The 18,503-nt window shown below is 64.6% G+C and carries 17 protein-coding genes; 12 read left to right on the top strand and 5 right to left on the bottom strand.

All coding sequences use genetic code 11. The features are described 5' to 3' along the window. Positions 1–93 precede the first annotated feature (93 nt). The 6 genes from ABMA59_RS29850 to ABMA59_RS29825 all read left to right on the top strand — a co-directional run bounded on the left by ABMA59_RS29850 (position 94) and on the right by ABMA59_RS29825 (position 6,256). Positions 94–1,254: an acetyl-CoA acetyltransferase gene (locus tag ABMA59_RS29850; protein ID WP_349009022.1), complete on the top strand. Its 1,161-nt coding sequence runs from the start codon at positions 94–96 to the stop codon at positions 1,252–1,254. Beyond that, positions 1,247–1,648: a Zn-ribbon domain-containing OB-fold protein gene (locus ABMA59_RS29845; protein WP_349009021.1), complete on the top strand. Its 402-nt coding sequence runs from the start codon at positions 1,247–1,249 to the stop codon at positions 1,646–1,648. The genes ABMA59_RS29850 and ABMA59_RS29845 overlap by 8 nt, the downstream gene beginning before the upstream one ends. Positions 1,649–1,659: 11 nt before the next feature. Then, positions 1,660–2,850 carry an acetylornithine deacetylase gene (argE, locus tag ABMA59_RS29840; protein WP_349009020.1) on the top strand — a complete coding sequence of 397 codons (1,191 nt, stop codon included), beginning with the start codon at positions 1,660–1,662 and terminating at the stop codon, positions 2,848–2,850. Next, the gene (locus tag ABMA59_RS29835; RefSeq protein ID WP_349009019.1) at positions 2,841–4,040 is read left to right on the top strand and encodes an NAD(P)/FAD-dependent oxidoreductase; all 1,200 of its coding nucleotides are present in this window, start codon (positions 2,841–2,843) and stop codon (positions 4,038–4,040) included. The genes argE and ABMA59_RS29835 overlap by 10 nt, the downstream gene beginning before the upstream one ends. Positions 4,041–4,078: 38 nt before the next feature. Next, positions 4,079–4,744 (top strand): RraA family protein, encoded by a 666-nt coding sequence (locus tag ABMA59_RS29830; RefSeq protein ID WP_349009018.1) that lies wholly within the window; start codon positions 4,079–4,081, stop codon positions 4,742–4,744. Positions 4,745–5,110: 366 nt separating this feature from the next. Beyond that, positions 5,111–6,256 carry a porin gene (locus tag ABMA59_RS29825; RefSeq protein WP_349009017.1) on the top strand — a complete coding sequence of 382 codons (1,146 nt, stop codon included), beginning with the start codon at positions 5,111–5,113 and terminating at the stop codon, positions 6,254–6,256. A gap of 153 nt (positions 6,257–6,409) precedes the next feature. Here ABMA59_RS29825 and ABMA59_RS29820 read toward each other — a convergent pair whose 3' ends face one another. The 5 genes from ABMA59_RS29820 to ABMA59_RS29800 are packed head-to-tail and all read right to left on the bottom strand — an operon-like array spanning position 6,410 to position 11,842. After that, positions 6,410–7,615 carry a molybdopterin molybdotransferase MoeA gene (locus ABMA59_RS29820; RefSeq protein WP_349009016.1) on the bottom strand — a complete coding sequence of 402 codons (1,206 nt, stop codon included), beginning with the start codon at positions 7,613–7,615 and terminating at the stop codon, positions 6,410–6,412. Position 7,616: 1 nt separating this feature from the next. Then, the gene (gene moaC, locus ABMA59_RS29815) at positions 7,617–8,111 is read right to left on the bottom strand and encodes a cyclic pyranopterin monophosphate synthase MoaC (RefSeq protein ID WP_349009015.1); all 495 of its coding nucleotides are present in this window, start codon (positions 8,109–8,111) and stop codon (positions 7,617–7,619) included. Next, a complete protein-coding gene (gene trpC, locus ABMA59_RS29810; RefSeq protein ID WP_349009014.1) occupies positions 8,112–8,930 on the bottom strand; it encodes an indole-3-glycerol phosphate synthase TrpC in 819 nt (272 codons plus the stop codon). It lies immediately after the preceding gene. 4 nt (positions 8,931–8,934) lie between these two features. Continuing rightward, entirely contained in the window at positions 8,935–9,945 is a 1,011-nt protein-coding gene (trpD, locus tag ABMA59_RS29805) for an anthranilate phosphoribosyltransferase (protein ID WP_349009013.1), read from the bottom strand. Between the two features lie 7 nt (positions 9,946–9,952). Beyond that, entirely contained in the window at positions 9,953–11,842 is a 1,890-nt protein-coding gene (locus tag ABMA59_RS29800) for a peptidylprolyl isomerase (RefSeq protein ID WP_349009012.1), read from the bottom strand. A 141-nt stretch (positions 11,843–11,983) separates the two neighbouring features. Here ABMA59_RS29800 and tpiA point away from each other — a divergent pair, with 141 nt between their 5' ends. The 6 genes from tpiA to ABMA59_RS29770 all read left to right on the top strand — a co-directional run bounded on the left by tpiA (position 11,984) and on the right by ABMA59_RS29770 (position 18,444). Beyond that, positions 11,984–12,748, top strand: a complete 765-nt coding sequence (gene tpiA / locus ABMA59_RS29795; RefSeq protein WP_349009011.1) for a triose-phosphate isomerase — start codon at positions 11,984–11,986, stop codon at positions 12,746–12,748. A gap of 168 nt (positions 12,749–12,916) precedes the next feature. After that, positions 12,917–13,474, top strand: coding sequence for a preprotein translocase subunit SecG (gene secG, locus ABMA59_RS29790; RefSeq protein WP_349009010.1), 558 nt, complete (start codon positions 12,917–12,919; stop codon positions 13,472–13,474). A gap of 204 nt (positions 13,475–13,678) precedes the next feature. Then, positions 13,679–14,881 (top strand): L,D-transpeptidase family protein, encoded by a 1,203-nt coding sequence (locus ABMA59_RS29785; RefSeq protein WP_349009009.1) that lies wholly within the window; start codon positions 13,679–13,681, stop codon positions 14,879–14,881. 146 nt (positions 14,882–15,027) lie between these two features. After that, positions 15,028–16,656 (top strand): CTP synthase, encoded by a 1,629-nt coding sequence (pyrG, locus tag ABMA59_RS29780; RefSeq protein ID WP_349009008.1) that lies wholly within the window; start codon positions 15,028–15,030, stop codon positions 16,654–16,656. Between the two features lie 145 nt (positions 16,657–16,801). Further along, positions 16,802–17,197: a hypothetical protein gene (locus ABMA59_RS29775; protein WP_349009007.1), complete on the top strand. Its 396-nt coding sequence runs from the start codon at positions 16,802–16,804 to the stop codon at positions 17,195–17,197. 341 nt (positions 17,198–17,538) lie between these two features. Continuing rightward, positions 17,539–18,444, top strand: a complete 906-nt coding sequence (locus ABMA59_RS29770) for a hypothetical protein (RefSeq protein WP_349009006.1) — start codon at positions 17,539–17,541, stop codon at positions 18,442–18,444. Positions 18,445–18,503 lie beyond the last annotated feature (59 nt).

The following is an 18,503-nucleotide window of genomic DNA, read 5'->3' as shown; positions in this document are numbered from 1 at the left end:
TACGTGCAGGCGGGAGCGCTTCGTGATCGTCGAACCCCAACAGACCTCGCCCGCACGACGCCAATACCTTCCTTTGCTGTACCGGATCATTTCATGCCGCATCCTTTGACAGAGCAGCCCGTCTATATCGTCGGGGCCGCGGAGACGCCGCTCGGCAAGGTGCCTGATCAGAGCGAGTTCTCGATGGTCGGGCTCGCGGCGCAGGAAGCGCTGGCCGAGGCAGGGCTGGGCTTCAGGGATGTCGATGCCCTCTTCACTAACTATATGGGTGAGGAGGGATCGGTGCAGCTCGGCGAATATCTCGGCGTTCGGCCGCGCTACGCCGAATCCTCCGACATGGGCGGCGCCTCCTTCGAGTTCTTCGTGCACCACGCCATGGCTGCCGTCGCCACCGGCCGCTGCGAGGTGGCGCTGATCGGCTATGCGTCGCGGCAGCGCAGCCGCAAGAACCGCAAGAAGGCCGCCGCTGCGCTCGACGGATCGCTTGCCGCGCAGTTCGAGACGCCGTTCGGCATCCACTTTCCGATCGGCCACTATGCGTTGAGCGCCGCGCGCTACATGCACCAATATGGCGCGACCCTAGAACATATGGCCGAAATCGCCGTCGCGGCACGTCAATGGGCAGCCCTCAATCCAAAGGCTTGGGTCCGTGACCCGTTGTCGATCGACGACGTAATGACTTCGCCGATGCTATGTGACCCGCTGCGCAAGCTGGATTGCTGCCTGGTGACCGACGGCGGCGGCGCGATCGTCGTGGCGCGCAAGGACCGGGCGCGCGATGCCGCCAAGAAACCGGTGCGCGTGCTAGGCGCCGGCGAAAGCCATGTGCAATGGCATGTCGCGCAGTGTCCCGACCTGACGGTGACGCCGGGCGCCGCATCGGGGCGCGCGGCTTTCGGCATGGCCGGCGTGACTCCCGCAGACGTCGACGTCTTCGAGCCCTATGACAATTTCACCCACGCCGTGCTGCTCTATCTGGAGGATCTCGGCTTCTGCAAAAAAGGTGAGGCCGGCGCTTTCGTCTCGGAGGGACGGCTGAGGCCGGGCGGCAGTCTGCCCAGCATGACATCCGGTGGCGGCTTGTCCTATTGTCATCCAGGCGCGCTCGGCATCCTGCTGCTCATCGAGGCCGTGCGCCAGCTGCGTGGCGAGGCCGGCGACCGGCAGGTTCCGGGCGCGGAAATCGCGGTCGCCCACGGCACCGGCGGCCTCGCCTTTTCGACCGCTTCCACCGTGGTGCTCGCCCGTGACTGAAAAAATCTGCTATTCCGATTTCGGCGCGGCCGATCCGACAACCGAGCCGTTCTGGCAGGCCTGCGCCGAAGGGCGGCTGACGGTGCAGCACTGCAAGAACTGCGGCACGCATCAATTCTATCCACGGCCGTTCTGCCTGTCCTGCGAATCGACGTCGCTCAAATGGGTCGATGTGACGGGTGCCGGCACGATCTACTCGATAGCCACCATGCGCATGCCGGTTGCGCCCGAACTACCGCCGCCCTATCTGCTGGCCATCGTCGAACTCGACGAAGGTCCGCGCCTGTTGACAAATATCGTCGCCGAATCCGCTTCGATAGGAGAGCGGGTCGGCGTCACGTGGCGCCAGCGCGAAGGCGGCCTGCCGCCATTGCCGGTCTTCAAGCCTGTCTGATGGACAAGGCAATGAGGAGCGCGGCGACCAGGGAAGACTGTATCGCGGCGATCGGTGACCTTATCGGTTTTCCGACGGTCTCGCGTGATCCAAACCGCGAACTCCTTTTCCACGTCGAGGCGTTTCTTGGGCGGCATGGAATCGGCTGCGACATTATCTGGAACCACGACAGGACCAAAGGCAATTTGTGGGCGACGATCGGGCCCGTCGACGTGCCAGGGGTCATCCTGTCCGGTCATAGCGACGTGGTGCCCGTCGATGGGCAGCATTGGACGAGCGACCCGTTCCGGTTGCGCGAGGCCGACGGTCGCGTGTACGGGCGTGGCTCCTGCGACATGAAGGGCTTTATCGGCATCGTGCTTGCCGCAGTGCCGCATCTTGTCCGCCGCGAGCTGAAAGTGCCGATCCACATCGCCATCTCCTACGACGAGGAGGTCGGCTGCACCGGCGTCACCAGCCTGATCGACCGGATCGCGGTCATGCCCGTACGGCCGGCGCTCTGCATCGTCGGTGAGCCGACCAGCATGCAGGTGGTGGTCGGTCACAAGGGCGGCGGCATGTTCCGCGCCGTCGTCTCGGGCAGGAGCACGCATTCCAGCTTGGCACCGAGCGCGGTAAATGCCATCGAATACGCCGCCGAACTGATCGCCTACATCAAGTCTCTGTCGAAGGGGCACGCGCATTCCGGCCCGCATGACCATCTCTACGACGTGTCTCACTCGACTTTGTCGGTGACCACGATTTCCGGAGGCACGGCGCTCAACATCATCCCGAACCATTGCGAAATCGGCTTCGATATAAGATCGCTTCCTGAGGTCGATGCACGCGCCCTGATCGCCGACATTCGTCGCCACGCGCGAACTGAGATCCTGCCGCGCATGCGAGCCGTTGCGCCGGAGGCATCGATCTCCGTCGAGCCTATCGTCGAATTCGTCGGCCTCTCCACCGACATCGAACATCCCGCCGTCACCTTTGTAAAGCAACTCGCCGGCCGCAACGATCACGCCAAGGTCGCTTACGGCACCGAGGCCGGACTGTTCAGCAACCGGGCAGGGGTGGTTTCGGTTGTTTGCGGCCCTGGCTCGATCGAGCAGGCCCACAAGCCCGACGAATATCTCGCGCTCTCCGAGATCGACCGGTGCCGGACATTCATCGGCCGCCTCGCGCGGCAGTTGGAGGGCGCCGGTCTGCCATGGGCGTGAACCGCACCTTCGATGCCGTCGTCGTGGGGGCGGGCATCGCCGGCACGGCCAGCGCCTGGTATTTGCGCAAGGAAGGGTTTTCGGTCGCGCTGCTCGACACGCATCATCCCGGCTGGGGAGCGTCGGGCCGCAATCCCGGCTTCCTGTGGCTGCAAACCAAGGCGCCCGGACTTTCTATGCATTTTTCGCTGACCTGCCGGCGTTTCGCCGAATCGCTGGCGAGCGAACTGCCGGACTTCGGCTTTCGCTCCAGCGGCGGCTTGATCATCTTTCGCGACGAGGCGTATGAGCCGGTGGCGCGGGCTTTCGTCGCGGATCGCGTCGCAGCCGGCTTGCCCGTTGAATTGCTCGACCGCCCCGCTCTGCTGGATAAATGTCCCGATATCGGCCCGGAAGTCTCCGGCGCCGTCTGGAACCCACTGGACGCACATCAGGATACAAGGCTACTGCTGCGCCATCTTGCCGAAGGTTTCGCCCGGTCGGGAGGAACGATTCTTGCACCGGTGCGCGCCGACATGATTCTGGTCGAGAAAGACGCCTGCGGAGGCGTCCGGCTTTCCGACGGAACCGAGATCGAAAGCCGCATCGTTGTCGTCGCTGGCGGACCGTGGTCGAACGAATTGCTGGCGCCGTTCGGACTGGCTATTCCCTATAGACCCACACGCTTCGAGGCTGCGGAAACCGCGCCGGCGCCGTTCCGGATAAAGCCGGTCGTTTCCGGCCAGTCGTTGTTCCGCTTCTTCACCCCGCCCGGCGTCGATGCCTCGCTTCTGCCATGCGAGCCGTCGGAAAAAATTCGGCCCGAACTCGGCTTCACAGAGCAGATCGCCAGCTATCCCGACGGATCGCTGCAATTCGGCTGCGCCTACGAGGTCGGAAGCGACCTCGACCGCGCGACGGTGGCCGGACAGGCTATGGCCTGCTCGATCACCTGCCGCAACTTTCCTGCCGTCGCCGGGCTGCCCGTGATTCGCCAATGGGCAGGCATCGTCGCCCAGACCACAGACGGACTGCCGGTCATCGACGCTTCGGCGGGGCCAGATGGACTTGTCATCAATACTGGTCATTTCTTCGGCAATCTTGCCGGCGCCTTTTCCGGCAGGATGGTCGCCGACATGGCGGCGGGACGCCTGCCAGTCTACCCTGCAGCAGGATTTTCCCGCAGCCGCTTCAGGCCGGCTGCCGCCTGAGCCGCGATACGGCTTTCGAACGTCCGGAGGAGAAGACCATGCCGACAAGAATCTACAATCAGACGTCACGCCGTCTTACGCCGGCTGAACTCGCGGCGTGGCGCGGCATACCGGTGACCGTGCTCTCCGACGTGACCAGCGGCCGTGTCGTGGTCGATCCGCGCATCCGGCCGCTTCGGTCCTTCCCGCTTGGCAAGCGGCTGGCCGGGCAGGCGGTGACGGCGTGGTGCGAACGCTCCGATTTCGGGCCGATGCTGCATGCGATCGACATTGCCGGCGAAGGCGAGGTGGTGACCGTCGATGCCGGAGGCTGCCTTCAGACCGCCTATGTCGGAGAAATCCTATGCGGGCTGGCGCGGCGCAAGAAGATTGCCGGCCTTATCGTCAACGGCGCGGTCCGCGACATCGACACGATCGCGAGCTGGGACGATTTCCCGGTCTACGCACTCGCCAACACGGCACGCGGACCGCTTTCCAAGGAGCGAGGAACGGTCAACGGGCCGATTGTCTTCGGCGGCATAGCCGCGAAGCCGGGAGACATCGTGCTCGGCGACAATGACGGCCTCGCCATCGTCCCGCTGGATGAAGCCGATGCCCTGCTCGCCGTCGCGCAGGAACGAGTTGGGATGGAAGAGCAGTGGATTGCAGAGCTCGCCACCGGCCGGACGCTGGTCGACGTCTTCAGCGTTCCTGAAGCAATCTAGCTGGTCGCGACTCGATTCTCCTCATTCCCCTTGCTGGCCGCTTCCTCCTCTCAGCCGCGAATCCGAACGGCTGCGGGCCGATCAACGTCCGCAGTTGTCTTCCCGGTGGCCCACCGGAGCCCGGTTCGCGTTGCAAGCGTTAACCAAAGCTTTCCAAGGGGTGGCAAATCGTGTCGTTTATGCCACAGGGTCCGAGATAGCGTTCACCCGATGCAGGGCTAAGGCGTATTCGAGGTTGAATGCGCGAATATGACGGGTACAGTCATCACCAAGGGGCAATCGATAGGTTTCTTAAATTGCCGTTGAGGGGGCGGGTGCCTCCAGCATGAAAAGCGCCGATCGCAACTGAACACTGGAGATTACCAAATGAACATCAAGAGCCTTCTTCTTGGCTCCGCTGCGGCCCTGGTCGCAGTTAGCGGCGCGCGCGCGGCCGATGCGGTCGTGGTTGCCGAGCCGGAACCCGTCGAATACGTTCGGGTCTGCGACGTCTATGGTTCGGGCTTCTTCTACCTGCCCGGCACCGAGACCTGCCTGAAGATCGGCGGTTATGTCCGCGTCGACATTCGCGGCGGCGATTATTATGGCTCCGACTACCTCGACGATCCGCACGATGGCGTCCGCAGCGCCGCGGGCGACGAGACCTACAACAACCGCGTCCGCTTCCAGCTGCGCGCCGACGCCCGCAGCGAGACCGAATACGGCACGCTGCGTTCCTATGCCGCCATCAACTTCAACTACCAGGTGTCCGGCAACGACACGAACGACTATGACATGAGCGATGGCATGAGCATCGAGCATGCTTATATCGAGCTCGGCGGCTTCCGCATCGGTAAGACGGACTCCTACTTCTCGACCTTCACCGACTATTCGTCGGGCGTCATGAACGACGGTATCGTCCCCTACGGTCCGTTCGGCACGCTGCAGATCGCCTACACCTACACCGGCGCGAACGGCTTCTCGGCTGGTGTCGCGATCGAGCAGGGCGACCAGAGCGATATCGCCTATCGCTCGGACATCCGGGCTGATGGCCAGGCGCTTGGCGGCATCACCCAGGACTATGCTCCGTTCGTGGTCGGCGGTCTGTCGTTCACGCAGGGCTGGGGCAAGATCGGCCTCGTCGCCGGTTATGACAGCTGGCAGAACGAAGTCGCGGTCAAGGGCCGCTTGGACGTCAACATCACCGACACCGCTTCGGTGTTCGTGATGGGCGCCTGGGACTCGGCCGGGTTCGACAACGAGAACTACTACGCGCAGTGGGCTGGCGACTGGGCCGTCTGGGGCGGCACGGCGATCAAGTTCAACGAGAAGGCGACGTTCAACGCCGAAGTTGGCTATGACGACGGCGAGAACTTCTCGGTTGCCGCCAACGTGGCCTACGATCTGGTTCCGGGCTTCACCATCACGCCGGAAGTCGTCTATTACAGCCCCGACAAGAACAGCAAGGGCGAGACCGAGGAAGACACCGACGATAGCTGGGGCTTCAACCTGCGCTTCCAGCGTACGTTCTGATCGACCCTCAACGGTCAATGCGAAAACCCGGCGGGCAACCGCCGGGTTTTTTTCGTTGCGGAAATGCCGCTTTTCGTTTCGGAAAAAACCACAAGGAAGAAGATGACGGAAGGACGCCGTCAATGCCGGCGCAACGTCGCAACGACCCGCCCGTTATCGCAGCATCAGCACTGCGCAGGGAGCGTCTTTCTCCGCGGCCGGCGCGAATGGTTCCCGGATGATAAGGCCGCCCGAGTCGGCGAGAATACGCAGCATCGAGGAATCCTGGATGCCGAACGGTGTCGCGATCAATCGCCCATTTGAGATGTCGATCCGTGCGCGAACGTAATCTCGCCTCAGATCATTTGCCGGCATCGCCGCTCCCAGTACCGCCGGGCGAATGTCGTTCTCCAGCTTGCGTCCGCCGAGTTGTGCGACAAGCGGCTTCAGAAAGAGGTGGGAACATACAAGGCTGGCCACCGGATTGCCGGGCATGCCGATGAATCGTGTCTGGCTTCGCCGCCCGAACATCAGCGGCTTGCCCGGTCGCATGGCGATCTTCCAGAAATCGAGCTCGACGCCTTGCGCGCCGAGCACCTCGTGGACAAGATCGTGATCGCCGACCGATGCGCCGCCGAGCGTCACCACGATGTCCGCCCCGGCCTTCGTTGCTTCGGCGAGCCGGGCCGCGATGGCAATGCGGTCGTCGCCGACAATGCCGAGGTCGAGCACCCGCGCGCCGGCGGCCGCGGCAATCGCCGCGACGCCATAGGCGTTCGATGCAATGATCTGGTCCGATCCGAGTTCGCTGCCTGGCGGCAGCAACTCGTCGCCCGTCGCGATGATGGCGACCACCGGGCGCCCCACCACATCGAGCATGGAGTGGTTGGCGGATGCGGCCAGGGAAAGCGCCGCCGCATCCAGCACGCGCCCTTCCTCCAGCAGCTTTTCGCCTTCCGAAAAATCCAGCCCGCGCCGCCTGATATGGCGGCCGGCCGCCACCGTTTCGAAAACCTCGATGGCATTCGAACCCGATGGCCGCGTGTTCTCCTGGATCACGATTGTGTCGGCGCCTTCCGGCATCGGCGCACCGGTCAGGATGCGAACGGCCTGTCCTTGCTCGACACGTCCGCGATACCCACGCCCGGCCGCGGACACGCCGACGACATCGAGCCGCACCGGCACATCGGCGACATCGGCGGCACGCACCGCATAGCCATCCATGGCCGAAGCGTCGAAAGGCGGTTGCGTCCTCAGTGCCTTCAGCGGGCCAGCCAGAACCCGGCAGGCAGCCTCATGCAGCGTCACCCGTTCGGATGCCAGCGGCGTTGCACCGTCGAGCAGCAATCGCAGCGCGTCGTCGACCGGCAGAAGCGCCATCTCAGTTTCCCGCCCGGTAGTCGCCCGACTTGCCGCCCGTCTTCTCCACCAGTCGGAGACCGGAGACAACCATGCCGCGATCCACCGCCTTCGCCATGTCGTAGATGGTGAGGCAGGCTACCGACGCAGCCGTCAACGCCTCCATCTCGACGCCGGTCTTGCCGGTAACCCGGGCAAGCGCGGTGACACGCAGGCCGGGCAAGCCGGCATCCTCAACGATGTCGACCGCGATCTTGGTCAACAGCAGCGGATGGCAGAGCGGTATCAATTCGTGGGTGCGTTTTGCGGCAAGTATGCCAGCGATTCGTGCCGCGCCGATGACGTCGCCTTTCCTGGCGTTGCCGGCGACAATCATCGCCAGCGTCTCCGGCTGCATGATGACGCAACCTTCGGCGACAGCCGTCCGCACCGTCTCGTCCTTCTCGCCGACATCGACCATATTCGCCTGGCCGTCGGGGCCGATATGGGTCAGCGCGACTGGCTTCGGCGACGCCATTCAGCCAAGTCCCGCGGAAACGACCGCCTCGCCGTAGAGCAGCGCGCGGGTCGCCTGCGTCACATCCTGCCGGCGCATCAGGCTTTCGCCTACCAGGAATGTCTCGATGCCGGCATGCGCCAGCCTGCGGCAGTCGTCATGCGAGAAAATGCCGCTTTCGCCGACCAGCAGACGGTCGCCGGGCACGAGATTGGCAAGCCGCTCCGAAACAGCGAGGTCGACGTCGAAACTGTGCAGGTCGCGGTTATTGATGCCGATCAGCGGCGAAGCCATCGCCAATGCCCGCTCCATCTCCGCCTCATTGTGCACCTCGATCAGTACATCCATGTCGAGATCGAGCGAAGTGTCCTCGATCGCCCGCGCTTCCTCGTCATCGACAGCGGCGAGCACGATGAGAATTGCATCTGCGCCCCAGGCGCGCGCTTCATGGACCTGATAGGCATCGTACATGAAATCCTTGCGCAGGACGGGCAGGGCGGTCGCCTCGCGTGCCTGCGCCAGATATTCGGGCGCGCCCTGAAATGAGGGCGTGTCTGTCAGCACCGACAGACATGCCGCGCCGCCGGCCTCATAGGCGCGCGCCAGGGCAGGTGGGTCGAAATCGGCGCGGATGAGTCCACGCGACGGGCTCGCCTTCTTGATCTCGGCGATGAGCCCGTAGCTGCCACGTCTGCGTTTGGCGCGCAAAGCCTCGACGAACCCACGCACGGGTGCGGCATCCCGAGCCCTGGCCTTTACTTCGGCGAGCGGAGCCTTGACCTTGGCAGCCGCTATTTCTTCGCGCTTGTATTTTTCGATCTTCTTCAGAATGTCGACCACAGGTCTATCCGTTCGATGCCGCAACCAGGCGCTCAAGGACGACCGCCGCCCGGCCGCCGTCAATGGATTTCGCCGCGAGCCCAATGCCGTCGGCCAGATCAGCTGCCTTGCCGGCCAGTACCAACCCTGCGCCGGCATTCATCAAAACGGTGTCGCGGTAGGCACCAGGCCTGCCCTCCAGCGTCGCCCGCAGAGCGGAAGCGTTGAATGCCGCATCGCCGCCGCGTAGTTCTTCGCGCTTGCGGCGGGCGAGCCCGAAATCCTCCGGCTTGAGCACGAAGCTTCGAACCACGCCATCGACGAGTTCGGATACACTCGTCTCGCCGGTCGTTGTGATCTCGTCCAGCCCGTCGCCATGTGCCACCCAGGCGCGCTCGGCGCCGAGCAGTTTCAGCGTTTCCGCGACAGGTTCGATCCATTCCGGCGAGAACACGCCGACCATCTGGCGGCGCACACCCGCCGGATTGGAGAGCGGACCCAGCAGGTTGAAGATCGTGCGCGTGCCGAGTTCGGCGCGCACCGGTCCGACGTGACGCATCGCCGGATGGTGTGAAGGCGCGAACATGAAGCCGACACCGGCCTCGCGGATGCAGGTTGCGATGGCTTCCGGCCCGAGATCGATCTTCACGCCGAGAGCGGTCAGCACATCAGCCGCGCCGGTCTGAGAGGAAAGCCCACGGTTGCCATGCTTGGCGACGGGCACACCGCCGCCGGCGATCACGAAGGCCGAAGCCGTCGATATGTTGACGCTGTGCGAGTTGTCGCCCCCGGTGCCGACAATATCGATTGCGTCTTCCGGCGCCTCGACGGGCAGCATCTTAGCGCGCATCGTCGCGACAGCGCCGGAAATTTCCGAAACCTGTTCGCCGCGCACGCGCAGCGCCATCAGGAAAGCGCCGATCTGCCCCGGCGTCGCCTCGCCGGACATGATGATGTCGAAAGCGTCCTTCGCTTCCTCGAAGGAGAGGACGGAGCCGCCAGCGACTTTGGCGATGTGTGGTTTGAGTGTGCTCATCGCCGCGTCAGAAGGCCAGCGCCTGGGCGATCGCCGCCTGATCGATGCGCACCCCGTATTCGCCCTGCAGCCGTGCGACCAACTGGTCGAGCAGGTCGTCCGAAAGGCCGGATGCAAAGGTGTTGCGGGCGTTTTCGGCAACGGCATCGGCACCGGAGGCGGCCGGCTCGAACACTTCGGTGACTTTGAACAGGATGCGGGCGTCCCCCCCCGGAGCTGCGAAGCCTCCCGATCCACCTTCGGCGACCGCGAAAACCGCGCCGACGCCATCGCGGCCGAAATCGGCATCGTCCGCCCCGCGCTTGAGGCCGCGCTTCGTCTGCTTTTCCAGCTTCAATTCTCCGGCGATCGCATCGAGGGAAGCCCCGTCCTTCAGCCGCTTTTCAAGTTCCGCGACTTTGTCGGCGAGACGCTTTTCAGTCTCCGCCGCGATCCAGTCGGCCGTGACTTTCGCCTTGACCTCGTCGAGCGGGCGGTCGCGCGCCGGCGTGATGCCCTGAACCTCGAAAAACACATAGCCGTCCGAGCCGATATTGACCGCCGGATTTTCCACACCGACCTCGGTGTCGAAAGTGGCGCGCAGCAAATCGGCCGATGCCGGCAGGTCGGCGATGATGGTCTCGTCGGTTTTTCTGCCCGACTGGTCGACTGCCTCCACCGTCGTCACCTTGAGTTTCAGCTTGTCGGCGGCTTCGGCCAGCGTATCGCCTCCGGCACGCGCATCCTCATAGGAATCATGAACGTCCAGCAGGACACGATGCGCTTCGCCCAACGCGAGGTCCTTTCGGATTTCCGGGGCAACTTCCTTGAAGGATTTCACCACTTCGGGATTGATCGCGGTGACACGCACCAGCACCGGGCCGAAAGTGCCGTCGACCACACCGCTGACTTCATTGTTTGCGAGCGCGAAGGCGGCGTCGGCAACAGCCTTGTCGGGCATCCTGTCCTTGACGAGCGTGCCGATCTGGACGTCGGCAAGCGTCTTGCCTTGCCCTTCGACGATCTTGTCGAAGGTCGTGCCGCTCTGCAGCGAGGCAAGCGCCGCATTCGCGGCATCCTTCGACGGGAAGACCAGTTGCTCGATGGTGCGCGTTTCAGCCGTCGTGTAGCGGGCCTTGTTCTTGTCGTAGTCGGCGCGGACCTGCTCGTCGGTGATGGCGCTTTCGTCGGCAATGTCGGCCGGTTCCAGCTTGACATAGGCGATCTTGCGGTATTCCGGCGCCGAATACTGTTTCTTGCGCTCGTCGAACCAGGCCGAGAGGACATCATCCGTCGGCGCCTGCACCGGGTCGACCAACGAGCGGGGCAGAACGAGATACTCCGCCGTGCGATCCTCGCCATTGTAAAGCGAGACCGCGCGCAAAAATGTATCGGGCGCCTTGATGCCGTCGGCGACCGCTTCGACGATCTGCTGGCGGATCGCCATCTGGGCGCGGTTGGCGAAATAATCCTCGGGCCGCATGCCGATCTGGCTGAGCACGTAATCGAACTGCTGGCGGTTGAACTTGCCGTCCTGCCCATGGAACGCCGGATCGTCGGCGGTGAGCGAGGCGATCCGATCCTTGGACAAGCCAAGGCCCAGCTTGCGGGCCTGCTCGTCCAGCACGGCGCCCGATACCAGTTGCGCCAGCACCATGTTGTCGACTCCGAACGCGGTCGCCTGCTCGCGGGTCAGCCTCTGGCCGAAGCGCTGCGACAGCACGTTGATCTGGCGATCGTAGGCAAGGCGGTACTCGGTGGCGGACACCGAGGTTCCGCCGGCGGTGATCAGCGGATGCGTGCCCAGGCCGTTATGCAACTGCCCGGAGATTCCCCAGATCGCGAAGCTTACGACCAGCAGCAATAGCAGCAGCTTGGAAACCCATGTACCGGCCGCGGTCCGCAATGTGTCGAGCATGGAACAGTCCGTTGAAGGCCCATCGGGATGGGCGAAGTCCGTGAAGGAACGGCAATAACGCCCTTGCGGGCAAGTGTCGATTGCTTTGTGACCCGATTTTGCTACGGAGGTTCGCGTCGCGTGGTTATTAAGGATACAGGAATGACGTCGCCAATTCATCCGCTGGTCGCCGGCAACTGGAAAATGAACGGCGTCGGCGACTCGCTCGCCGAATTGCGGTCGATCGGCCGGGAATTCCTGTCCGGGATCGACGCCGAGACCGAAGCACTGATCTGCGTGCCGGCGACGCTTTTGACCCGCGCGGCCGAGGTTCTCCACAGCACACCGGTCAAGGTTGGCGGGCAGGACTGCCACGCCCTGGCAAGCGGCGCGCATACCGGCGACATTTCCGCCGAGATGCTGAAGGACGCCGGCGCATCCCATGTCATCGTCGGCCACTCCGAGCGCCGCACCGACCATGGCGAGACCGACGCGATCGTCCACGCCAAGGCCGAAGCCGCGTGGCGTGCCGGGCTTATCGCCATCGTCTGCATCGGCGAAACGCGGGCCGAGCGCGAATCGGGCGCGACCATGGCAGTCCTGTCCCGCCAGATCGCCGGCTCGGTGTCGTCGGCCGCGACCCATGCCAACACGATCGTCGCCTACGAACCCGTCTGGGCGATCGGCACCGGCCTGACGCCGACGGCGGCCGACGTCGCGGAGGCCCATGCCCATATCCGCGCCGAGCTTGCCGCCCGGATCGGCGAGGAGGCGAAGCGCACGCGCATCCTCTATGGCGGCTCTGTGAAGCCGTCCAATGCCAAGGAATTGCTGTCGATCGACAATGTCAACGGCGCACTGGTGGGCGGCGCCAGCCTGAAGGCGCGCGACTTCCTCGGCATCGCCGAAGCCTACCTGCAGTTCTGAGGGCTTCCCGGCCGGTCGAATGCGGCTTGCGTGCTGTCGGCGGGTTGTATCGGCCGGCGGGCTCCCCATATTCCCGGCGGGCTTGGAAATGCCACGAAAGCCATGTATTGAGCCGCCACGTTTCGGCAGGGCATCCCTGTCTGCGTTCTGAACTCTGCCGGGGAAGTTATGGAAACTGTCGTCATCGTCATCCATCTGATGATCGTGCTCGCGCTTGTCGGCGTCGTGCTGCTGCAACGGTCGGAAGGCGGCGGACTGGGCATCGGCGGCGGCTCCGGCTTCATGACGGCGAGAGGCGCGGCCAATGCTCTGACCCGCGCCACCGCGATCCTCGCCGCGGCTTTCTTCGCAACCTCCCTGGGGCTGTCGCTCATCGCGCGCTACGGCGACCGTCCGATCGACATTCTCGACCGCATGCCGGTCACCCAGGGCGAGGGCGGCGGCGCGGGCGTGCTCGATCAGCTCGGCGGCGGTTCCGACGTCCCGTCCGCTCCGGCCCCCGCCGCTCCGGCCCCCGCCGCTCCGGCCGATGCGACGCCGCCGGCAGCCAACCCGCCGGCATCGGGCGCAGCCCCCGCCGACGGCGCCGCCGCCACCCCGCCCGCGACCGACGGAACCACGGCCACGCCGCCCGCCGCCGATGGCGCAACCGCGACACCGCCCGCCGCCGCGCCGGCCCCGGCAGCGCCCGCCAACCCGGCCGAGCCGCAGGTTCCGAACCAGTAGCCTCGGTTCTGTGCCCGATTGATCACACTCCGGCTAAATGCTGCTGTGATCACGATGATTCGATCTCGCCGGCACCTCGGGACGCCTTGAGCGTTTGTTCATTATGAGCCTATAGATTGCCCGACGGCCGGCGAGCGGGGCGCAATGCGGATACATTCGTTCCGCTGCATGGCCGGCTCTTTATCGTCTCGGGATCAACAACACATGCTACCTCGAAGCCTCATATTGCTCGGCCTGTGCGCCGTGCTGGGCTTGGCCACGCCTGCCGTCGCGGACGTGGCGAAGCCGCAGAAGCCGACGGCCACGTCGGCAAAGAAGACCACCGCCGATGCCCAGACCTCCAAGGGCAAGAAGAAAGTCGCGGCAAAACCCGACAAGAAGGGCGGCAAAATTGCCGCCAAGGACGCCGACAAGAAGCTGACCGACGCCGAAAAGGCCAAGGCCAAGGCGGAAGCCAAGGCCGCCGCGGCCGAAAAGGCGCGGCAGGCCAAGCTGACCGCCATGCGGGCCAAGGCGAAGGCCGACGCCGAGGCGCGCAGCGCCGCCTTCCGCGCGCCGAGAGAGGTCGTGGCAGAGGAAGAGGCGCCTAAAAAGAACGCCAAGCCCGTCGAGGTCGCCAGTGACGATCCGCCGCGGAGAAACCCTTTCGAGATCTCGTTCGGCAATGCCGAGCCGGTCGTGCGCGAGGCCAAGCCGGTCACCGGCCTCACCGCCGAGCGCATCGCCGCGCAGCAGGCGGCGGCCGTCGGCGCCGACGAGGTCCTGCGCAGCGGCAACAATGGCGAACTGCGCAGCGCGGGCGGCGTCACCACGCGGCCGAGCGGCGGCTTCTTCAACGTCCTGTTCGGGGACGAGCCCGAGACGTCATCGACCTCGCTGGGCATGCTGCCGGAGACCCGTGCCCTCGACTCGGTGCTGGACGGCAAGAAGAAGTTCAGGGTGAAGCCGGAGTACGAGCCGCAATCGGTGGCCTTCTCCGGCTATCCGACCGGCACCATCGTCATCGATACCAACAATCACTTTCTCTACCTCGTAGAGGGTTTGGGAACCGCGCGCCGCTACGGCATCGCCGTCGGCCGCGAGGGCCTGCAGTTCAAGGGCATGGTGGCGGTCGGCGACAAGCAGGAATGGCCGCGCTGGATCCCGACGCTCGACATGCAGAAACGCGAGCCGAAGAAATACGGCCAGTACAAGGACGGCATGCCTGGCGGTGGCCAGAACCCGCTCGGCGCCCGCGCCATCTATCTCTACCAGGGCAAGCAGGACACGCATCTGCGCATCCACGGCACGATTGCCCCGCAGACCATCGGCACCAACTCGTCGAACGGCTGCTTCCGCATGGTCAACGAGCATGTGATGGACCTCTACCGCCGCGTCGGCATCGGCACCAAGGTCGTCATCCTCTGATCGACGGCGCATTGTTCGAAGGGGCCGGCACGCGCCGGCCCTTTTGTTTTGGCCGAACAGTCACCACATAGCCCGCCGGGGATAACCGGACCGGGCCGGATTTTTTTCTGGCGGAATCAAGCCGCCCAAGCTAAGCGATAATTCCCATGGCGCGATATGTATTCATCACCGGCGGCGTGGTCTCCTCGCTTGGAAAAGGCATAGCGGCAGCGGCTCTCGGAGCCTTGCTGCAAGCACGCGGCTACCGCGCGCGCATAAAAAAGCTCGATCCCTATCTCAACGTCGATCCCGGAACCATGTCGCCGTATCAGCACGGCGAGGTGTTCGTGACCGACGACGGCGCCGAGACCGACCTCGATCTCGGCCACTACGAGCGCTTCACCGGCCGCTCCGCCAACCAGAGCGACAACATCACCACCGGCCGCATCTACAAGAACATCATCGAGCGCGAGCGCCGCGGCGACTATCTCGGTGCCACCGTGCAGGTCATCCCGCACGTCACCGACGAGATCAAGAATTTCGTGCTGTCGGGCAACGAGGATTACGACTTCGTGCTCTGCGAGATCGGCGGCACCGTCGGCGACATCGAGGCGATGCCCTTCCTCGAAGCCATCCGCCAGCTCGGCAACGACCTGCCGCGCAACAACGCCGTCTACGTCCATCTGACGCTGATGCCCTACATCCCGACGGCGGGCGAGTTGAAGACCAAGCCGACCCAGCACTCGGTCAAGGAACTGCGCGGCATCGGCATCGCCCCCGACATCCTGCTGGTGCGCGCCGACCGTCCGATCCCCAAGGAGGAGCGCCGGAAACTCTCGCTGTTCTGCAACGTGCGCGAGAGCGCCGTGATCCAGGCGCTCGATGTCGGCCACATCTACGACGTGCCGATGGCCTATCACAAGGAAGGGCTGGATTCGGAAGTGCTCGCCGCTTTCGGCATCGACCCGGCGCCGAAGCCGCGCATGGAGGCCTGGCAGAACGTCTCGAAGCTGATCCACAATCCGGAAGGCGAGGTGACGATCGCCGTCGTCGGCAAATACACCGGCCTCAAGGACGCCTACAAATCGCTGATCGAGGCGCTGTCGCATGGCGGCCTCGCCAATCATGTGAAAGTAAAACTCGACTGGATCGAGTCGGAAATTTTCGAGAAGGAAGACCCGGCGCCGTTCCTCGAAAAGGTGCACGGCATCCTCGTCCCCGGCGGTTTCGGCGAGCGCGGTTCCGAGGGAAAAATTCTCGCGGCGAAATTCGCCCGCGAGCGAAAAGTGCCGTATTTCGGCATCTGCTTCGGCATGCAGATGGCCTGCATCGAGGCCGCCCGTTCGCTGGCCGGCATCGAAGGCGCTTCCTCCACCGAATTCGGCCCGGCAAAGGAGCCGGTGGTCGGCCTGATGACCGAATGGCTGCGCGGCAACATGCTGGAAAAACGCCGCGAAGCGGGCGACCTCGGCGGCACCATGCGGCTCGGCGCCTACGAGGCGCGGCTCGCGCAGAATTCGAAGATCGCCGAGATCTACGGCGACACCCAGATTTCCGAGCGCCACCGCCACCGCTACGAAGTCAACATCGACTACAAGCAGCGGCTGGAGGACTGCGGCCTGGTCTTCGCCGGCATGTCGCCCGACGGCGTGTTGCCCGAGACGGTCGAATATCCTGACCATCCCTGGTTCATCGGCGTGCAATACCATCCCGAGCTGAAAAGCCGCCCGCTCGACCCGCACCCGCTGTTCGCGAGTTTTATCGGAGCTGCCGTGGAGCAGAGCCGGCTGGTTTGATTCTTGGAGGAGATGGCGCCGCCCTGGATAGAGTGCCCACACATCGAGCGATACAGCATCGGCTGGCGCATGGGGTACGGCGAGTGGTATATCGGCCTGTTTTGTGCATGGTTCGGAAGTTGCGCGACGGCATTCCGGGACGGCTATGCAGTTCGCTTTCCGCCCTCCGGCAGGTTGGGAGAATGTTCTGTCGTCGATCTCAAATCGGGGTGACGGTCTGATGCCGCTGCCTTGGGTTTACATGCCCGGCATCGGTCCGCACGATTACATCGACGGATCGTTTCGTAGCCGCGAGCTAGCCAAGATTTTCGACAATGTAGACGGTGATTTTTCCCAGCTTCCACGCAATGCTCCTGTGTTCGGCATGAACAAAGTCTGGGAGGAATTTGTATTCGCCTTCGCAGTCCTCCCGCGCGACGAGCAGGCCGCTTTTGCCCGTGCAAATCCGGAGCCGCCGGAGTGGGAAGGAATCTACAACCTCATTGCGCGCGCCGGGACTTTTCGAGACCTGCCCTTGCCGGGAAACAACGTTGTCAGTTGATTCCGCCGGTCAACGGTTCGTCATCCTAGAGCGCAGCAGGCCGAAGTCCGTCGCGGAGACTCTAGGATCCATGCCGTAACGGTGACGAAACACTCCGGCGCTCGACAAAGACATGCTGAAAACGGGGGATGGATAACGCGCCGCCGACGCAGATTTTCGTGGCCTAGAGTCTGCAAGCCATTGTTCTTGCTCATCCTGCTTTCTCTCGCACTGCGGATCGAGCGCCGCCGGACATGATTTTCATCCCCCTGGGCAAAACCCGCCTCATTCTTGGGGCCGTTTTGTCCCGCCGAAACGCCGATCAAGCGGGGTGTCCGAGGCGGCAAAAGGAGGAGGGCGGAATGGACGGGACAGCGGCAATCCAGCGAAACCTTGAGGCGCTGAAACGCATCCTCGTCATGCTCGTCGCCATGGCCGAGATGGGCGTGGCGAGACCGGGCACTGAGGGCCTTAGCGATGGGGGCGTTGGCGCTGGGAGTACGGGCGCTGGGGGCGTCGGCGCTGGGGGACAGTTTACTTTCTTTCCGCGGAAAGGCGCGGCCGCTTCAAGACTGGCTCGGGTGGAAAAAAGTAAACTGTCCCCGGCACTTACCCTTCCCCGCGCTCTCTACCTCGCCATCCTGCGGCTGCTGCGTCCGGCCGAAACAGCGGCGCGGCGGTTGATCATCGCGGCGGCGCGCGGGATCGTGGTAACCCTGCCGCCGGCGCGCCCGCGCAAGCCAAAGCCCGCGACCTTGCGAGGTCCCCGCGCCTTTCTGCCAAAGGGACCGAAGAAACGTCCCAAGCCAACCCCGCGCACCCTCTCGCTGTCGCTGCTCGATCCGCCGCGGCGACCGTTCCGCGTCCCGCGCCGCGCTGTGCCCGCCCACGCCGCCCCGCGCATCCTGGGCCTCGACTTCAACGCGACGTACCGACCCCTGCCTCCCCCTCCGTCGCCGGACGATCCGATCGACGCCGCCCGTCTCAGCCAGCGCCTTGCCGCCCTCGGCGCCGCGCTCGACGACCTGCCGGGACAGGCAAAGCGCTTCGCCCGCTGGCGCGCCCGGCGCGACGCCGCAATCGCGCGGGACGGCGCCATCTCCCGCCGGCGCCTCTCGCCGCTGCGGCGCGGACGCCCGCCCGGCGGCCGGCTGTCGCACTACGAGCCGGGCGCGACCCATCCGCGAAAAATCCGCGAGGTCGACGAGATTCTTGCCCATGCCCATGCGTTGGCCGTCTACGCCCTGGACAACCACGACACGTCATGACCGGGCCGACCCGGACGCCGATCGCAGGTATCGACGGCCAGCGCGAAAAGTTTCGCGGC

The organism is Mesorhizobium yinganensis, from assembly GCF_040081985.1.
Classification (GTDB): Bacteria; Pseudomonadota; Alphaproteobacteria; order Rhizobiales; family Rhizobiaceae; genus Kumtagia; species Kumtagia yinganensis.
Note: the sequence above shows the minus strand (reverse complement) of the source record. Positions and strands in the feature narration are given on the sequence as shown.